Annotated in this window: 14 protein-coding genes and 1 pseudogene; 11 read left to right on the top strand and 4 right to left on the bottom strand. The window is 75.3% G+C overall.

Annotation, left to right across the window (positions count from 1 at the left end):
* Positions 1-17: 17 nt before the first annotated feature.
* A complete protein-coding gene (locus BLR33_RS27520) occupies positions 18-716 on the bottom strand; it encodes a HemK2/MTQ2 family protein methyltransferase (protein ID WP_093787324.1) in 699 nt (232 codons plus the stop codon).
* 413 nt (positions 717-1,129) lie between these two features.
* Between BLR33_RS27520 and BLR33_RS27515 the strand changes: the two genes are divergently transcribed.
* The 3 genes and pseudogenes from BLR33_RS27515 to BLR33_RS36795 all read left to right on the top strand — a co-directional run bounded on the left by BLR33_RS27515 (position 1,130) and on the right by BLR33_RS36795 (position 3,856).
* Positions 1,130-2,422 (top strand): zinc-dependent alcohol dehydrogenase, encoded by a 1,293-nt coding sequence (locus BLR33_RS27515; RefSeq protein ID WP_093787323.1) that lies wholly within the window; start codon positions 1,130-1,132, stop codon positions 2,420-2,422.
* 199 nt (positions 2,423-2,621) lie between these two features.
* A pseudogene (locus BLR33_RS36800) lies at positions 2,622-3,044 on the top strand (SDR family NAD(P)-dependent oxidoreductase); the annotation flags it as partial.
* 188 nt (positions 3,045-3,232) lie between these two features.
* A complete protein-coding gene (locus BLR33_RS36795) occupies positions 3,233-3,856 on the top strand; it encodes an SDR family NAD(P)-dependent oxidoreductase (RefSeq protein ID WP_407639728.1) in 624 nt (207 codons plus the stop codon).
* A gap of 145 nt (positions 3,857-4,001) precedes the next feature.
* Here BLR33_RS36795 and BLR33_RS27500 read toward each other — a convergent pair whose 3' ends face one another.
* Positions 4,002-5,468 (bottom strand): aminotransferase class I/II-fold pyridoxal phosphate-dependent enzyme, encoded by a 1,467-nt coding sequence (locus BLR33_RS27500; RefSeq protein ID WP_093787322.1) that lies wholly within the window; start codon positions 5,466-5,468, stop codon positions 4,002-4,004.
* A 419-nt stretch (positions 5,469-5,887) separates the two neighbouring features.
* Here BLR33_RS27500 and BLR33_RS27495 point away from each other — a divergent pair, with 419 nt between their 5' ends.
* Both BLR33_RS27495 and BLR33_RS27490 read left to right on the top strand, forming a co-directional pair.
* Complete coding sequence (locus tag BLR33_RS27495) at positions 5,888-6,769, top strand: SigB/SigF/SigG family RNA polymerase sigma factor (RefSeq protein WP_093787321.1); 882 nt, start codon at positions 5,888-5,890, stop codon at positions 6,767-6,769.
* Between the two features lie 164 nt (positions 6,770-6,933).
* Positions 6,934-7,506 carry a hemerythrin domain-containing protein gene (locus tag BLR33_RS27490; RefSeq protein ID WP_093787320.1) on the top strand — a complete coding sequence of 191 codons (573 nt, stop codon included), beginning with the start codon at positions 6,934-6,936 and terminating at the stop codon, positions 7,504-7,506.
* Positions 7,507-7,721: 215 nt separating this feature from the next.
* Here the strand turns inward: BLR33_RS27490 and BLR33_RS35670 are convergent, their stop codons facing one another.
* Positions 7,722-7,910, bottom strand: a complete 189-nt coding sequence (locus BLR33_RS35670) for a hypothetical protein (RefSeq protein ID WP_093787319.1) — start codon at positions 7,908-7,910, stop codon at positions 7,722-7,724.
* A 148-nt stretch (positions 7,911-8,058) separates the two neighbouring features.
* Between BLR33_RS35670 and BLR33_RS27480 the strand changes: the two genes are divergently transcribed.
* Positions 8,059-8,754 (top strand): GPR1/FUN34/YaaH family transporter, encoded by a 696-nt coding sequence (locus BLR33_RS27480; RefSeq protein ID WP_093787318.1) that lies wholly within the window; start codon positions 8,059-8,061, stop codon positions 8,752-8,754.
* A gap of 322 nt (positions 8,755-9,076) precedes the next feature.
* Here BLR33_RS27480 and BLR33_RS27475 read toward each other — a convergent pair whose 3' ends face one another.
* Positions 9,077-9,886, bottom strand: coding sequence for an SDR family oxidoreductase (locus tag BLR33_RS27475; protein ID WP_093787317.1), 810 nt, complete (start codon positions 9,884-9,886; stop codon positions 9,077-9,079).
* A gap of 166 nt (positions 9,887-10,052) precedes the next feature.
* On the opposite strand from BLR33_RS27475, the gene BLR33_RS27470 reads away from it, so the two are divergent.
* From BLR33_RS27470 to BLR33_RS27450, 5 genes are all read left to right on the top strand, one after another.
* A complete protein-coding gene (locus BLR33_RS27470; RefSeq protein ID WP_093787316.1) occupies positions 10,053-10,385 on the top strand; it encodes a hypothetical protein in 333 nt (110 codons plus the stop codon).
* A gap of 146 nt (positions 10,386-10,531) precedes the next feature.
* On the top strand, positions 10,532-11,371 hold the full coding sequence (locus BLR33_RS27465; protein ID WP_093787315.1) for an SDR family oxidoreductase: 840 nt from the start codon (positions 10,532-10,534) through the stop codon (positions 11,369-11,371).
* Positions 11,372-11,633: 262 nt separating this feature from the next.
* Complete coding sequence (locus tag BLR33_RS27460; protein ID WP_093787314.1) at positions 11,634-13,823, top strand: catalase; 2,190 nt, start codon at positions 11,634-11,636, stop codon at positions 13,821-13,823.
* 61 nt (positions 13,824-13,884) lie between these two features.
* Entirely contained in the window at positions 13,885-14,355 is a 471-nt protein-coding gene (locus BLR33_RS27455) for a DUF6098 family protein (protein ID WP_245771700.1), read from the top strand.
* Positions 14,356-14,572: 217 nt separating this feature from the next.
* Positions 14,573-15,340, top strand: a complete 768-nt coding sequence (locus tag BLR33_RS27450) for a SigB/SigF/SigG family RNA polymerase sigma factor (RefSeq protein WP_093787313.1) — start codon at positions 14,573-14,575, stop codon at positions 15,338-15,340.
* Positions 15,341-15,447 lie beyond the last annotated feature (107 nt).

Below are 15,447 nucleotides of genomic sequence, written 5' to 3'. Positions count from 1 at the left end.
CCGTACGGGCCTCGCGCTCATCGTCGTTCGGCACGGATCACCACCAACTCCTCGGTCTCCTCGCCCGGTTCGAGCAGGCCCTGGGCGCGCAGCCAGGGCAGGCGGGAGCGCAGCACGGGGCCGAAGGGGACCCGGGCGGTCGCGCGGACCTCGGGCGTGAGGCCGTGCGCGGCCAGCCGGTCCAGGGTGCGCTCGGGCCCGCACAGCCCGGAGTGCACCATCAGCAGCACGCCCTGCGGCCGCAGGACGTCGGCCGCCCGGCTGCACACCGCGTCCACCACCCGCCGCCCGTCGTGCCCGGCGTCCCAGGCGCGGGCCGAACTGTGGCCGCCGGGCCAGGAGTTCGGCGCGGGAACATAGGGCGGGTTGCTGACCACCACGTCGTAGGTGCGCGAGCCGAGCCCCGTACCCGGGCGGCACAGGTCCGCGCGGCGCACCCGGACGCGATGCCCGGCGCGGGCAGCGTTCAGCCGGGTGGTCAGCAGCGCGCGCCAGGAGACGTCCACCGCGTCCACCCGGGCGCCCAGCCGGGCGGCGAACACTGCGAGGGCACCGCTGCCGGTACCGATGTCCAGCACGTCGGCGCCGGGGGCGACCTCGCGGTGCAGCGCGGCGGCCAGCAGCGCGCTGTCGGCCTGCGGCCGGTAGACGCCCGGCAGCCGCCAGAGCCGGCCCAGCGGGGGCACCGCGGCGACCCCGGTGGCGGCGGCCGTCACCGGCCCACCACCCGGCTGCACTCGGGTGCCGGCAGCGGGACTGCGGCGGGTGTGGGGAGCACGGCATCCTCCTCGGGACAGGGGCGGTACGGCGGGGTCGGGGACGGCTCGCGGCGGTCAGCCCGGCGGGGCGGGCGAGCGGCGCGGGCCGGAGCGGACGGGGAAGGGCCCGCGGGAACATACCGGGGCAAGCGCCGTGATTCCGCCGACGTCGGTCATACGCCCCGGCTACCCTGCCGCGCCGTCCGAAAACTGCCGGTGGGCCGGTGGGCGGCGGGGCGCCCGGCACGAGTGCCCGCAGGACCGTTTACCGCACCTTCCCTCGGGTTAGCCGCAGGGTCCGGCGCCGCGGAGCACCCGAACGCGGCCGTGGACCCGAGTCCCGCCCGCGGGGCGGGGAAGGAGTGAGAACCGTGAAGGCTGTCGTCTGGCACGCAGTGGGGGACGTCCGGCTCGACGACGTGCCCGAGCCCAAGGTGCAGGAGCCCTTCGACGCCATCGTGCGGATCACCACATCGGCCATCTGCGGGACCGACCTGCACTTCGCCCGCGGCACCATGCCCGGGATGAAGGAGGGGCGGGTGCTGGGGCACGAGGCCGTCGGCGTGGTCGAGGAGGTCGGCCCGGGGGTGCGGAACTTCCGGCCGGGCGACCGGGTCGTCGTGCCCTCCACCGTGGCGTGCGGCAGCTGCTCGTACTGCCGGGCCGGCTACTACGCGCAGTGCGACAACGCCAACCCGGGCGGGCCGCTGGCCGGCACCGTCTTCTTCGGCGGGCCCGAGGCGGCCGGGGGGCTCGACGGGTTGCAGGCCGAGTACGCGCGTGTGCCCTACGCGCACACCGGGCTGGTGCCCCTGCCGGACTCCGTGGACGACGGGCAGGCCGTGCTGCTCTCCGACATCTACCCGACCGCGTGGTTCGGCGCGAAGCTTGCCGAGGTGGGGCGCGGGGACACCGTGGCGATCCTGGGCGGCGGGCCCGTCGGCCAGGCCGCGATCGCGTGCGCGCGGCTGCAGGGGGCCGGGCGGATCATCCTCGTGGACGGCCTGCCCGACCGGCTCGACCTGGCCGCCCGCCAGCACGCCGAGACCGTCGACTTCAACGCCGAGGACCCCGTGACGGCGATCCGCGACCTGACCGGCGGGATCGGCGCGGACCGGGTGATCGACGCCGTGGGCGTCGACGCCCAGCGCCCCGCGCACGGGCCCGCCGCCGAGCAGGCCGACCGCGAGCAGTTCGAGCGGGAGCGGGAGCAGGCCGCGCCCGAGGCGGCACCGAAGGGCGACACCTGGGTGCCCGGCAACGCGCCCTCGCAGGCGGCCCGCTGGGCGGTGCAGGCGGTGGCCAAGGCGGGCACGATCGGCACCGTCGGCGTCTATCCGCCGCAGGTCGAGACGTATCCCTTCGGCGAGGCGTTCATGAAGAACCTCACGCTGAAGTCCGGCAACTGCAACCACCGCGCCTACGTCCCGCACCTCGTCTCCCTGGTCGCCACCGGCGCCCTCGACCCCACCCCGCTGATCACCCGCTGGTCCGCCACGCAGGACGCCGTGGACGCCTACACCTCCTTCGACCGCCGCGAGTCCGGCTGGACGAAGGTCGCCATCGGCCTCGGCGGCGAGGGCGCCATGCCGCCCGGCTCGGGCGAGCAGGCCGGCTACGGCACCGCAACCACGGCGGGCACGGGCGGCCCCGAGGCCCGCTGAGGCCGAGCCGGTGCGTGCCGTCCGGCGGCGCGGCTGCTCCTCGCGCGGCACATGCCGCCCGGCAAGGGGCCCGCTGAGCCGGTGCGGGCCGGCCGCGCCGGGGCAGGGTCCCGCCGCGCGCGGGGCCCCGCCCCGGCCGTACGCGTCCGGTCCCGCGGGAGCCGACCGCCCGTACGGACACCCTCGTTGAGGAGTCGACATGACGACAGCTCCGCCCGCGGCCAAGCGCCGCGGCGACCCCTTCCGCTCGCTCAGCTCGTTCGGACCGTTCGCGCCCGAGCCCATCGACGGGCTGTCCGCCGTGGTCACCGGCGGGTCACGCGGCCTCGGCCTGCTCATCGCCGACGAACTCGCCGCGCGCGGCTGCGCGGTGACCATCGCGGCCCGGGACGCCGGCGAACTCGAGCACGCCGCCGACCGGTTGCTCTCCCGCCATGACGCCTCGGTCCGGACGCAGGTGTGCGACGTCCGGCGCCCCGAGCAGGTCGCCGACCTGCTCGACGGTGCCGCGGCGGCACACGGCGGCGTGGACATCGTGATCGCCAACGCCGGGGTCATCCAGGTCGGGCCCGCCGAGGCTGTCGGCCTGGACGGCTTCGACGCCGCCATGGCCACCATCTTCGACGGCACCCTCCACACCTGCCTGGCCGCCCTCCCGCATCTGCGCGACAGCCCCGCCGGCGGCCGGCTCGCCTGTTTTGCCGCCCTTCCGCCTCCGGTCGCTTCGACCCGGTGTCGACGGTCGATCATGCTCGGCCGCTCGTACCTCACGGCCTGCGCGTGTTCTCCCTTTCGACACCGGCGCGCCCTTTGGCTCCAGGGCCAGTCGGCTCGGTCGGCGGCCTGCTCGGGGTGCCGCACCTGCTGCCCTACTCCTGCGCGAAGTCCGCGGTCGCGGCCCTCGCCGAGGGACTGCACGCCGAGGAGGGCGCGGCCGGGGTCTCGGTGACGGCCGTGCACCCGGGGCTGATGCGCACCGACTCGCACCTGCAGGCGGAGTTCGGCGGGCAGGCCGAGCAGGAGTTCGCGTGGTTCTCGGCGCTCTCGGGCACCCCCGTGCTCTCGATGGACGCCGAGCGGGCGGCGGCCCGGATCGTCCGCGGTGTGCAGCGGCGGCGCCCCCGGGTGGTGCTGACCCCGGCGGCGAAGGCGGCCGACCTCTTCCACGGCATCGCCCCGGTCACCACCACCCGCCTCTCGGGCGCCCTCGCCCGCGCCCTCCCTGACGCGCCGGCCGCCCCCGAGCCCCCCGCGGCCTCCGCGGGCGGCGGCGTGCCGCGTACCAAGGGCCACGACATCCGCCACCCGGCCGCGGGCCACCGCGTGGCCGCCCGCCTCCGCGCATGGGGCAGCGCCCTGAACGACAGGGCGGCGGAGCGCTTCCAGCACGGGAACGGCGGCGGCGCGGGCAAGGAGGGCCCCCAAGGGGCGTGAGGGTGCGTGGCATGGCGTGAGAAGGGATCCTGGCCGGCGCATCGGATCGCATGAACGGGTTCTGGCGCGCGAAGGGGTCCCGATCCGCCCTCCACAGGCGGACCGGGACCCCTTCCGGACCCGTTCGTACGGCCTGGCCGCGCCGCTACTCCTCCACCAGCACCCTGATCGTCTCCACGTGGGGGTCCGCAGCGTCCGGAACGACCATGCCCGCCGCCACCCCGCTGTGCAGGTAGCGCAGCACGGCCGCGTTCAGCCGCTCGCCGGAGAGGGCCGCGGGGATGCCCGGCGGGTAGGGGGTCAGCATCTCGGCGGCGATACGGCCCTCGGCCTGCTGCCAGGGGACCTGCTCGACACGGCCGAAGAAGGCGTCGCGGGGCAGCTCCACCTGCTCCAGCCGCAGATCGCCCGGGTCCGGGACCTCCACGGTGCCGGCCGGGCGCAGATCGGCGGCGTGGCGGGAGAGGTCGGCCAGGGAGTCGACCAGGCGCTGCGCGGTGGCCTCGTCGTCGGCGTGGGTGAACTGCGCGCTGATCCGCCGGTGGTCGGCCACGTGCAGGTTGACCCGGTGGTGGGCGCGGAGCCAGTCGGCGGCCGCGTAGCCGGTGATCCCCAGTCCGGACAGGTCCACGAAGACCTGCAGCGGGTCCATGTCGAAGGCGCGGCCCTCGCCGCAGAAGTCCTCGCGTCCCTCGACGTGCAGGCCCTCGATCAGGGCGATCCGGCCGCGCACACCGTGCACCAGCACCAGCGCCCGGTCGAGCAGGTCGCGGCCCTGCTCGACCATCTGCCGCCGCCAGCCGTCGAGCCCGGCGTACAGGAGCACCGAGGGGCTGGTCGTGCCCAGCAGGTCGGCGCGGGCGGCGAGCGTGTCGACGCCGATCCGGTCGCCCCTGAGGTGGAAGACCGAGCCCTGCTCCAGCCCGGAGCCCATCTTGTGGACGGAGGTGACGCACACGTCGGCGCCGGCGTCCATCGCCCAGGTCGGCAGGTCGGGGTGGAAGGGCAGGTGGGCGCCCCACGCCTCGTCCACGATCGCGGGCACGCCGGCCGCGTGGCAGACCCGGACGATCTCCGCGAGGTCCGCGCAGGTCCCGTACGGGGTGGGGCTGGTGACGAGGGCGCCGCGGGCGTCGGGGTGCTCCGCCAGCCGTTTGGCGTAGGACTCCGGGGTGGGCGGGTGCGCCAGGTGCCGGTCGCCGTCCCACTGCGGCTCCACCCAGATCGGGCGGATGCCGGCGAGGATCAGCCCGGACACCACGGACTTGTGGGCGTCCCGGCTGACCAGTAGCTTCTCGTGCGGACCCGCGGCGGCGAGCATCGCGGCCTTCACCGACAGCGAACTGCCGCAGGTGGAGAAGAACGTGTGGTCGGCGCCCACGGCATCGGCCATCAGCTCCTCGGCCCGCTGCAGGACATGCCCGGAGGAGGTCCGGTCGTCGAGGCCCGCCACCGCGAGCACGTCATGGGCGAAGACCGTCTGCCCCAGCGTCTCCCGCACCCGCGGATCGGCGCCGCGGCCCTGCTTGTGCCCCGGCGGGGTGAACGGCAGTTGCCCGCTCGCGTGGTAGTCGGCGAGCGCTTCGAGGATGGGAGCGCGCGAATGGTCCATGTCCGGCGGGTGCCCCCACGGCCTCGGAGCATGCCCGTGGTACACCGTTTGCCCGCCCGCCCGCGGGGCACCCGCCTCCGGCGGCGCAGGCACCGCTGACCCGGGCGGCCGGCGGGCGCGGCTTCCGGTCCGCTCACCGGGCGGGGCGCTCCTTGGTGTGATGCCATGTTTCAGCAGGGCCGGGTGGGACAGGCGTGGGACGTGCTTCGGAGCAGAGGCACGTCCGCGCCGGCCCGAGGCCGCCGTGATCGCGTGCCTGCGCACTCCGCCCGAGCACCGGGGGCGGAGAGGCGGAGGACCGCCGGACGGGATGCGGACGAGACCCGCCTCAGCCCAGGGCCGAGCGGCTCGCCCGGTCCGCCCACCCCGTCGTACGCGGGCGGACACGCGCCGCCACTCGCGGCGCAGAGAGGAAGCACATGAGCGAGCACTGTGTCCCCACCCTCGAGACACCGCCCCGCGGGACCCCCGATCCGCTGCCGCGGGTCCGAGACGCCGGGGAGGTGGCCCCCGAGGACGCCCGCACCCTGTCGCGGACGTTCCTGCGCCGGCTGGGCGAGCTGGAGGAGGGCACCGCGGAGTACCAGTACGTGCGCAACACACTCATCGAGATGAACCAGTCGCTGGTGCGCTTCGCCGCCCGCCGCTTCCGGCACCGCGGTCCCGAGGAGGCCGAGGACATCTTCCAGACCGGGGTGATCGGCCTGATCAAGGCGATCGACCGGTTCGACCTCGCCCGCGGCACGGAGTTCACCACCTTCGCGCTGCCGTACATCCGCGGCGAGATCAAGCGCCACCTGCGGGACACCACCTGGGCGGTCCATGTGCCGCGCCGGCTGCAGGAACTGCGGGTGGAGCTGGCCAAGGCGAAGGAACGGCTGGAGGCGCGGCAGGGACGCGAGCCCACCGCGGCCGAACTCGCCGCGGAGATGGGGGTCGAGGTGGCCGAGGCGGTGGAGGCGATGTCCGCGTCGAACGGCTACACCGCCGCCTCGCTGGACGCCCAGCCCGCCGAGAGCCCTGGCGGCGACACCGACGGGCCCGGCCCCGACACCCGGCGCTACGCCCGGGCCCTGAGCACCGAGGACCGCGAGCTGGAGCTGTTCGAGAACTGCCGCGCTCTCGCCCCGCTCCTCGCCCGCCTCGAACCGCAGGAGAAGCTCCTGCTCCGGCTCCGCTTCGGCGAGGAGCGCACCCAGCAGCAGATCGGCGACGAACTCGGCTGCTCCCAGATGCACATCTCGCGGCGGCTGTCGGCGCTGTGCACCCGGCTGCGCGCGGAGCTGCTGGCGGAGGAGTGATCCGGGCGCGCGGCCGGCGAGGCGTTTGCCGCGCACGGCAGCGGTCATCCGAGAGGCATCCAAAGCGCTCCCGAGCCCCCGAGGACCCGGGACCACGAGGCCGCCACTACGCGGCACCCGCACGAACCACGCACGAACAGAGAGCAACGCACCAGGAGGCAACGATGAGTTCGGCCACCATGGAACGGACCGAGGCGGCCAAGCTGCCCGACGGCGACGTGATCGCTGTCCTGCTCACCCAGCACGCCCGTATCCGCGACCTGTTCGCCACCATCGGCACCACCAGCGGCGAGATGCGCCGCAAGGCGTTCGACGAACTGCGGGCGCTGCTCGCCGTCCACGAGGTCGCCGAGGAGCTGATCGTCCGGCCGGTGGCCAAGCGGACCGCGGGCTCGCAGGAGGCGGACGCGCGCAACGCCGAGGAGGCCGAGGCCGCCGAAGTGCTCAAGCACCTGGAGGGCCTTGACGTCGACAGCGCCGAATTCACCTCCGCCATCAAGGAGTTCGAGAAGTCGGTGGGCGACCACGCGGACAGCGAGGAGGCCGAGGAGTTCCCGGCGATCCTGCACGGCTGCACGCAGGAGGAGCGGCACACCATGGGCGAACGCCTCCAAGCGGCCGAGAAGATGGCCCCGAGCCACCCGCACCCGACCGCCGCGGGCAAGCCCGGAATGGTCGCGCTGACCGGCCCGTTCGCAGCGATGATGGACAAGGTCCGCGACGCGATGGGCCGTTGACCCGCGACCGAGCCACGACCCGCGCAGGCTCCGTGACGGCGTGAAGCAAGAACGCGGCCCTCGCGGGCTCAGCGGCCGCGTGAAGCAGACGCCGCATGAAGCAGAAAGGAGCCGCCCCCACGGTTGCCGTGGGGGCGGCTCTTTCATGCGGTCGACTTCATGCGGTCGGCCACGCCCGTACGACCGTACGGACATGCGGCCCGGGCCGGCCGCGGTCAGCCCGGGCTTCCCTGACCGCCCGTGTCGTACGCCCAGCGGGGCAGGGCGCCCAAGCCGCCCGGCAGCGCCTCCTCGGCCCTGCGGGCCAGCGCGTCCGCCGCATTCTCGCTGCCGCCGTCGCCCTCGCCGTCCGCGGACCGTCGCAGGTCCTGCGGGCCGGGGGCCCGGCGGTCGGCACCCACCACGGCGATCTCCGCGTCGGCGGCGACCGCCGAGCGCAGGGCGGGCGCCGGGCGTGTCCCGCCGAGAAGGCACCGGAAGACGGCAGAAGACGGCGGAAGACGGCGGAAGCCGCCATGAGGCACCCGGCCCACACGACACCCAGGAGGCACCGTGTCCGAACAGACCCGTCCCGACGGCGACGCCCCCGCCGCGCGGGCCACCCGGATCGTGCTGCGGCCCGTGGCCAGCAGCCTGCCGCTCGGGTTCTTCGCCTTCGGCACCGCGAGCGTGCTGCTCACCGCCCTGGAACTGCACTGGGTCCCGCAGGGCCAGACCTCCGCGCTGATGCTGCTCGTCCTGGTCTACGCCGTCCCGCTGGAGCTGCTGGCCGCCGTCTTCGCCTTCCTCGCCCGCGACGCCGGGGCGGCCTGCGCCCTGGCGGTGTTCGCCGGGGTCTGGGCGGGCAGCGCGCTGACGATGGCCATGGGCACACCGGGGGCGCCCAGTCCCGTCCTCGCCGTGTTCCTGCTGACGGTCGCGCCGCTGATGCTCGTGCTGTGCGCGGCCTCGCTGCAGGGCAAGCCGCTGTTCGGGGTGCTGCTGCTCATCGGCGCCTGCCGCTTCGTGCTCGTCGGCGCCTACCAGGCCGGGGGAGCGGAGGTGCTGCAGACGGTGGCCGGCTGGTTCGGCGTCGCCCTGGGCGCGTTCGCCCTCTACGGCGGCCTCGCCCTGCTGCTGGAGGAGGGCGCCCAGCACACGGTGCTGCCGATCGGGCGACGCGGCCGGGCCCGCACCTCGCTGGAGGGCGGGCTCGCCCACCAGGTCCACCGCACCGAACGCGAGGCAGGCGTCCGCCGCCAGTTGTGAGCCGGGCGCCGGGCGCGAGCCGGAGCGGCCAGCCCGGGCCCGGGTATGGGCGGACCTGTGCCGGCACCCCCGGCCCCCATCCTGTGCCGGCAACCCGACAGCCCGGCAACCCGGCGGCCGCCGGCCGTACCCGCGCGGGCGAATCCGCGGCAGGTCGGTGTGCGGCCGGGGAATCCGCGCGTCGAGGTCAAGCCGAGTGCCCCCGGCAGCTTCCGGAGCCCTCCGGTGACAGGCCGCTTCCGGGGCCCCGGCGGAGGCGGACATCGGCCCGCGGCAGTCCGGAAAGGTCCGGGGCCGCTCCGGCACCGCGCCCGAGCCGCCGTCAGGGCTCGCGCCACTGATTCGACGTCAGGTGCGAGCCCGCCATCGGGCCCATGCGGAGCATGCCGCCGTCCACCGCCCAGGACGCGCCCGTGACGTAGGAGGCGTCCGGCGAGGCGAGGAAGGCGATGACAGCGGCCACCTCGCGGGCGTCGCCGGGCCGGGCGAGCGGGATGCCCGGCCGGTCGGCCCGGGTGACGTCGGCGTCCTCCTGGCCGGTCATGGGCGTGGCGATCTCGCCGGGGGCCACCGCGTTGACGGTGATGCCGTGCTCGGCCAGCTCCAGCGCCATCACCTGGGTGAGCAGGCCCAGCCCGCCCTTGGCCGCGCAGTAGGGCCCCGCGCCCACCCGCGGCTGGTGCTCGTGGACGGAGGTGATGTTCACGATCCGCCCGCCCCGGCCGCCCGCGATCATCCGCCGGGCCGCCCGCTGGGCCAGCAGGAACGGCCCGAGCAGGTCCACGTCCAGGACGTGCCGGACGGTGGCCAGGTCCAGGTCGAGGAACGCCGTCGCCGTGCCGGTGCCGGAGCCGTTGACCAGCACGTCCAGGCCGCCGAGCCGGTCGGCCAGGTCGTCCGCCGCGTCCGCGGCCGCGGGCAGGTCGCCCAGGTCGAGGCGGGCCGTCTCGGCCCGTACGCCGTGCGAGCGCGCTTCGTCCGCCGTCCGCTCGGCGCCCTCCTCGTCGGTGTGCCAGGTGACGCCGACGTCGAGCCCGTCGGCCGCGAGCCGCACCGCTGTCGCCCGCCCGATCCCCGAGTCGCCACCGGTCACCAGCGCGCTGCGCCGCCGGGTCCGCCCGTTGTCCGCCATGCCGTCTCCGCTCCTCTTCCGGTTCCGGCCGCCGTGCGCGGCCGCCGATGCGTACGGCCCGGCGGATACCCGCGGACGGCGGGCGTAACGGGGCGTTCGGGGGCTGTTCGGACGGGCGGCGGCGGGGTAGCAGCGCTGCTGGACGTCTTCCCGAGGTGATGATCAGGTGTTCGACGACGCGCTGCCCGAGCCCCATACGCAGGAACTCCCCCTCCCCGACTACCCGCACCTGACCACGCGGGCGATCGAGAGCCGGGTGGCCGACCTGGACCGCGCGCAGGTGGAGGCGCTGCTGCGGTACGAGTGCGCGCACCGCGAGCGCACACCGGTGATCCGGCTGCTCACCGCCCGGCTGCGGCGGCTGCGGGAAACCGCCCCGCGCAAGAGCCCGCCGGGCGGCAGCACCGCGCCCGTGCCGGAGCAGAAGCCCTACCCCGAGGTGCCGGGGATCCCCGCGCGACGCATCCCGCTCGGGCCCTGGCACCGGCCGCAGCCGTGAACCGCGCGGCCGCTGTTTGGCGCCCTCCGAGCGGGTACCCGAGCCGCTGGACGAGCCGCCGCGCCCCGCCGGCCCGGCGCCGGGCCGGAACCGCGGCTCGCCGCACGACACAGCACACAGCACACAGAACAGCGGAGGGAACCCCCATGACCCAGCCCGCCCAGCAGCAGGAACCGCCCGGCACCCTCGCCCCCATGGAGCCGCGGCCCGACCACGGCGAGAAGAGCTACCGCGGCTCGGGGCGCCTGGAAGGCAAGGCCGCGGTCGTCACCGGCGGCGACAGCGGCATCGGCAAGGCGGTGGCCATCGCCTTCGCCCGCGAGGGCGCCGACGTGCTGATCTCCTACCTGGACGAGGACGACGACGCCCGCGACACCGCGCGCTGGGTGGAGGAGGCCGGCCGCAAGGCGGTGCTCGTCCCCGGCGACCTCGCCGACCCCGCGCACTGCCGCGCGGTCGTGGACCGGGCCGTGGCCGAGTTCGGCCGGATCGACGTCCTGGTCTCCAACGCGGCCTTCCAGATGACCCACACCACGCTGGAGGAGATCTCCGACGAGGAGTGGGACCACACACTGGCCACGAACCTCAGCGCGATGTTCCACCTGTCCAAGGCCGCCGTGCCGCACATGCGCCCGGGCGCCTCGATCATCGGCAGCTCCTCGGTCAATTCCGACACCCCGAGCCCGGCGCTGATGCCCTACGACGTCACCAAGGCGGGCATCGCCAACATGTGCGCGGCCCTCGCCCAGCTCCTCGGTGACCGCGGCATCCGCGTCAACAGCGTGGCCCCCGGCCCGATCTGGACACCGCTGATCCCCTCCACGATGCCGCCGGAGAAGGTCGAGCAGTTCGGCACGAACACCCCGCTCGGCCGCCCCGGCCAGCCCGCGGAGGTGGCCCCCGCGTACGTGCTGCTCGCCTCCGACGAGGGGAGCTACATCTCCGGTGCCCGCCTCGCCGTCACCGGTGGCCGCCCCGTCCTGTGACGCGCCGGGGCCGGTCCGCCCACCGGCGAGGACCGGCCCCCTGCTGGCGCCCGCCATCCGGCGGAAGTTCCGGCCCCGGGCGGTTCCGGCCGCGCCGTAGGGGCACCCGGCAGGTGCCGGTGTCCTCCAGACCGGCACCGCATGCCCCGCGCCCTCCCCGCTGCCCGGGAGGCGCGGGGCCGCCGCACCGGCCCGTTCTCCCCGTCCCGTCCGGCCGCCTCGCGCCGTCGGGCGCCCACCGCGCACCCCCGAGGAGCAGACAGTGAGCAGCAAGGACCCGCAGATCCCCGGAGCGCCGGGCGTCGAGCCGCCGAGCCACGAGGAGCCCACCGAGCCGCGCGGGCCGCTGCCGCCCAAGGCCGACCAGTCCGGCCCGGAGACGGTGAGCCCGACCGGCCAGGAGACCGGCACCGACCAAGGAGGAGTCGCCCAGGGCGGGGCCTACCTGACGACCGCCCAGGGCGCACGGCTGTACGAGACGGACCACTCGCTCAAGGCCGGGCCGCGCGGCCCGGTGCTGCTCCAGGACCACCACCTGCGCGAGAAGATCACCCATTTCGACCACGAGCGCATCCCCGAGCGGGTCGTGCACGCCCGGGGCGCGGCCGCGCACGGCGTCTTCGAGTCCTACGGCACCGCGACCCGCATCACCCGCGCCGCCTTCCTGGCCGAGGGCGCCCGCACCCCGGTGTTCGTCCGCTTCTCCACCGTCCTCGGCTCGCGCGGCTCGGCCGACACCGTGCGCGACACCCGCGGCTTCGCCACGAAGTTCTACACCGACGAGGGCGTCTTCGACCTGGTCGGCAACAACATCCCGGTCTTCTTCATCCAGGACGCCATCAAGTTCCCCGACGTCATCCACGCCGGCAAGCCGCACCCGGACCGCGAGATCCCCCAGGCGCAGAGCGCCCACGACACCTTCTGGGACTTCGTCACCCTCCACACCGAGGCGACCTTCCACACCCTCTGGAACATGTCCGACCGCGGCATCCCGCGCTCCTACCGGATGATGGAGGGCTTCGGCGTCCACACCTTCCGCCTGGTGGCCGCCGACGGCAGCACCACGCTGGTGAAGTTCCACTGGAAGCCGCAGCTGGGCGTGCACTCCCTGGTGTGGGAGGAGGCGCAGCTCGCCGCGGGCATCGACCCCGACTTCCACCGCAGGGACCTCGCCGACGCCATCGAGTCCGGCGCCCACCCGCAGTGGGAGCTGGGCGTGCAGACCTTCCCCGACACCGAGGACCAGCTCTTCCAGGGCATCGACCTGCTCGACCCGACGAAGATCGTGCCCGAGGAGATCGCCCCGGTGCAGCCGGTCGGGCTGCTCACGCTGAACGCCAACCCGTCGAACTACTTCGCCGAGACCGAGCAGGTCGCCTTCCACGTCGGCAACCTGGTGCCCGGCATCGACGTCACCAACGACGCCCTCATGCAGGGCCGGCTCTTCTCCTACGTCGACACCCAGATCACCCGGCTCGGCGGCCCCAACTTCCCGCAGTTGCCCATCAACCGCACCCACGCGCCGGTCAACGACATGCTGCGCGACGGCATGCACCAGACGGCCGTGCACCGCGGGGTGGCCCCCTACCGGCCCAACTCCCTCGACGGCGGCTGCCCGTTCCTGGCCGGCGCGGACGCCGGCGGCTACATCGAGGCGCCCGTGCCGGTGCCCGAGTCCCGCAAGGTACGCGACGCCGCCGCCTCGTTCGACGACCACTTCAGCCAGCCCCGGCTGTTCTGGCGGAGCATGACCTCGCCCGAGCGCGAACACATCACCGCCGCCTACACCTTCGAGCTCGGCAAGTGCTACGAGCAGGCGATCAAGGAGCGCGGGCTGCAGGTGCTGGCGAACATCGACGGCGAGCTGTGCGCCGCCGTGGCCGCCGGGCTCGGCCTGCCCGCCCCCGCGCCGCAGGTGCCGCTCGCCGACCCCGAGCCGAGCCCGGCGCTGTCCCAGCTCGGCCGCACCTGGCCGCTGGACGGCCGCACCGTCGGCATCGTCGTCGCCGACCCCGGGCAGGACACCGCCGAGCTGCGGCAGGGCGTGCACGCGGCCGGGATGGTGCCGCTGGTGGTGGCCCCGACCGGCGGCGACGGCGTGCAGCGCACCTTCGCCACCGCCCGCTCGATCGAGTTCGACGCGCTGGTCCTCGCCGACGCGCCCGAACCCGCCGCCGACGCGCACCCCGTACGGGACGCCAAGGCCGACGAGGACACCGCCGCCGTCACCGACCTCGATCCGCGGGTGCTGCTGCTGGTCACCGAGGCTTATCGGCACGGCAAGGCGATCGGCGCCGTCGGCGAGGGCGAGGCGGTGCTGACCGCGGTGGGCCTGGCCGCCGGCTCCGCGGGCGTGGTGAGCGGCGACACGGCCGCGGTCCTCGCCCGGCTCACCGAACTCCTCACCGCCCACCGGGTCTGGGACCGCTTCCCGCCGGTGCTCACCGGCTGAGACGGGGTGGCGGGCCGTGAACGGGGCTTTGGCGCGAGAGGGCGGCAGGAGGTCGGCGGCAGTGGGCGATACGGTGGAGCGGCAGGCGGACCTGCCCGTGCTCCATGAACTCGGCGAGCTGGTGGACCTGGTGGCCGGTGGCGAGCCGCTGTACGTGCGCTGGTCGCGCGGCCCCGGCGAGGACCTGAGCGGCCCGGCCAGCATGGACGACCTGACCGGCGTGCCGCTGCCGGGGCTGTCGGCGAGCCCGCTCGCCGTCGAGCCCTGGTGGGGCGACCGCTCGCCGCGGCTGTGGGTGGCCCGCCGGCTCTACGATTATGTGCACCTGCGGGCCGACAAGGGGCCCGGTGTCGGTGCCTGGGTCCTCACCGGCCACGAGGAGGGCCGCGGCCCCGACAACGAGCCGCTGGTCGGCTCGGCCCGTCCGGTCGCCCTGCTGGCGCCCGAGCTGATCGACGAGGCCACCGAGGAGGTCGAACGCGCCTCCCGCTCCTGGGGCCCGCTGCGCCGCGGTGGCTCCACCGGGCGATGAGGCCCCGTCGCGACGGCGCGGCCGGGGCGAGGGCGACGACGCAGGGAGCGCGCCCCCGGGCGCCGCACGCCCGGCGCGCTCTCGACCATGCGGGTCCTGCTCGTGGGCCGTCCGAGGGAGAAGCGGTGCCCGCCGGTCGTGACCGGCGCAGACTGGACGCGCGCGGCGGTGCGCCCGCCCGTCCCCCCGCCCGCACACCGCCACGGGAAGGTCACCGATGCACCAGCGCCCTCTCGTGCGGCGGCACGACGAGCCCGCGGAGTCGGCGGAGCTGCTGCGCCGGCTGACGGTTGCCGCGCCGGGGGAGCGCGAGGCGCTGCGCGAGCGGCTGGTCGTCGTGTGGATGCCGATGGCCGAGCGGCTGGCCCGCCGCTACCGCGGCCGCGGCGAACCCCTGGACGACCTGCGGCAGGTGGCCGCGCTCGGTCTGGTCAAGGCGGTCCGCCGGTACGACCCGGCACGCGGGTCGGCCTTCCCGAGCTTCGCCGTCCCCACCGTCGACGGCGAGCTGAAGCGGCACTTCCGCGACCACGTGTGGAGCGTGCACGTGCCCCGCCAGGTCAAGGAGCTGCGGTCCCGGGTCCGCGCGGCCTGCCGCGAACTGGGCACCGAGGAGCCCGCTGCCCTCGCCGAACACACCGGCCTGCCCGAGGACGAGGTCAGGGAGGCGCTCGCGGCAGCGGCCGAGCTGTCCCCGCTGTCCCTGGACCGGCCCGCCGGCGAGACCGCCGCGACCCTGCACGACGCCGTCGGTGGCCCCGACCCCGCGCTGGAGCGCGTCGTGGACCGCGAGTCGGTGCGCGACCGGCTCGTCCTGCTCCCCGAACGCGAGCGCAGCCTGCTCTACCTGCGCTACTTCGCCGACATGAAGCAGCGCGACATCGCCACGGCCCTCGGTATCTCCCAGATGCACGTCTCCCGCCTGCTGCGCGAGACGTGCGCGGGCCTGCGCGCCGCGGTGCTCGACGAGAACTGCGGAGGCTGACAGCGCAGCGCAGCGCCGGGCCGCGCGCCGCACACCCGGGGCCGGGGGGCCGCTCGGACTGCCAACTCCGGGACCTCGCGTCCCGCGCCCAGGCGGTCCGGGGCGTG

The organism is Actinacidiphila guanduensis, assembly GCF_900103985.1.
In the GTDB taxonomy this organism is placed as follows: Bacteria; Actinomycetota; Actinomycetes; order Streptomycetales; family Streptomycetaceae; genus Actinacidiphila; species Actinacidiphila guanduensis.
This window is presented reverse-complemented; position numbering and strand designations above follow the sequence as displayed.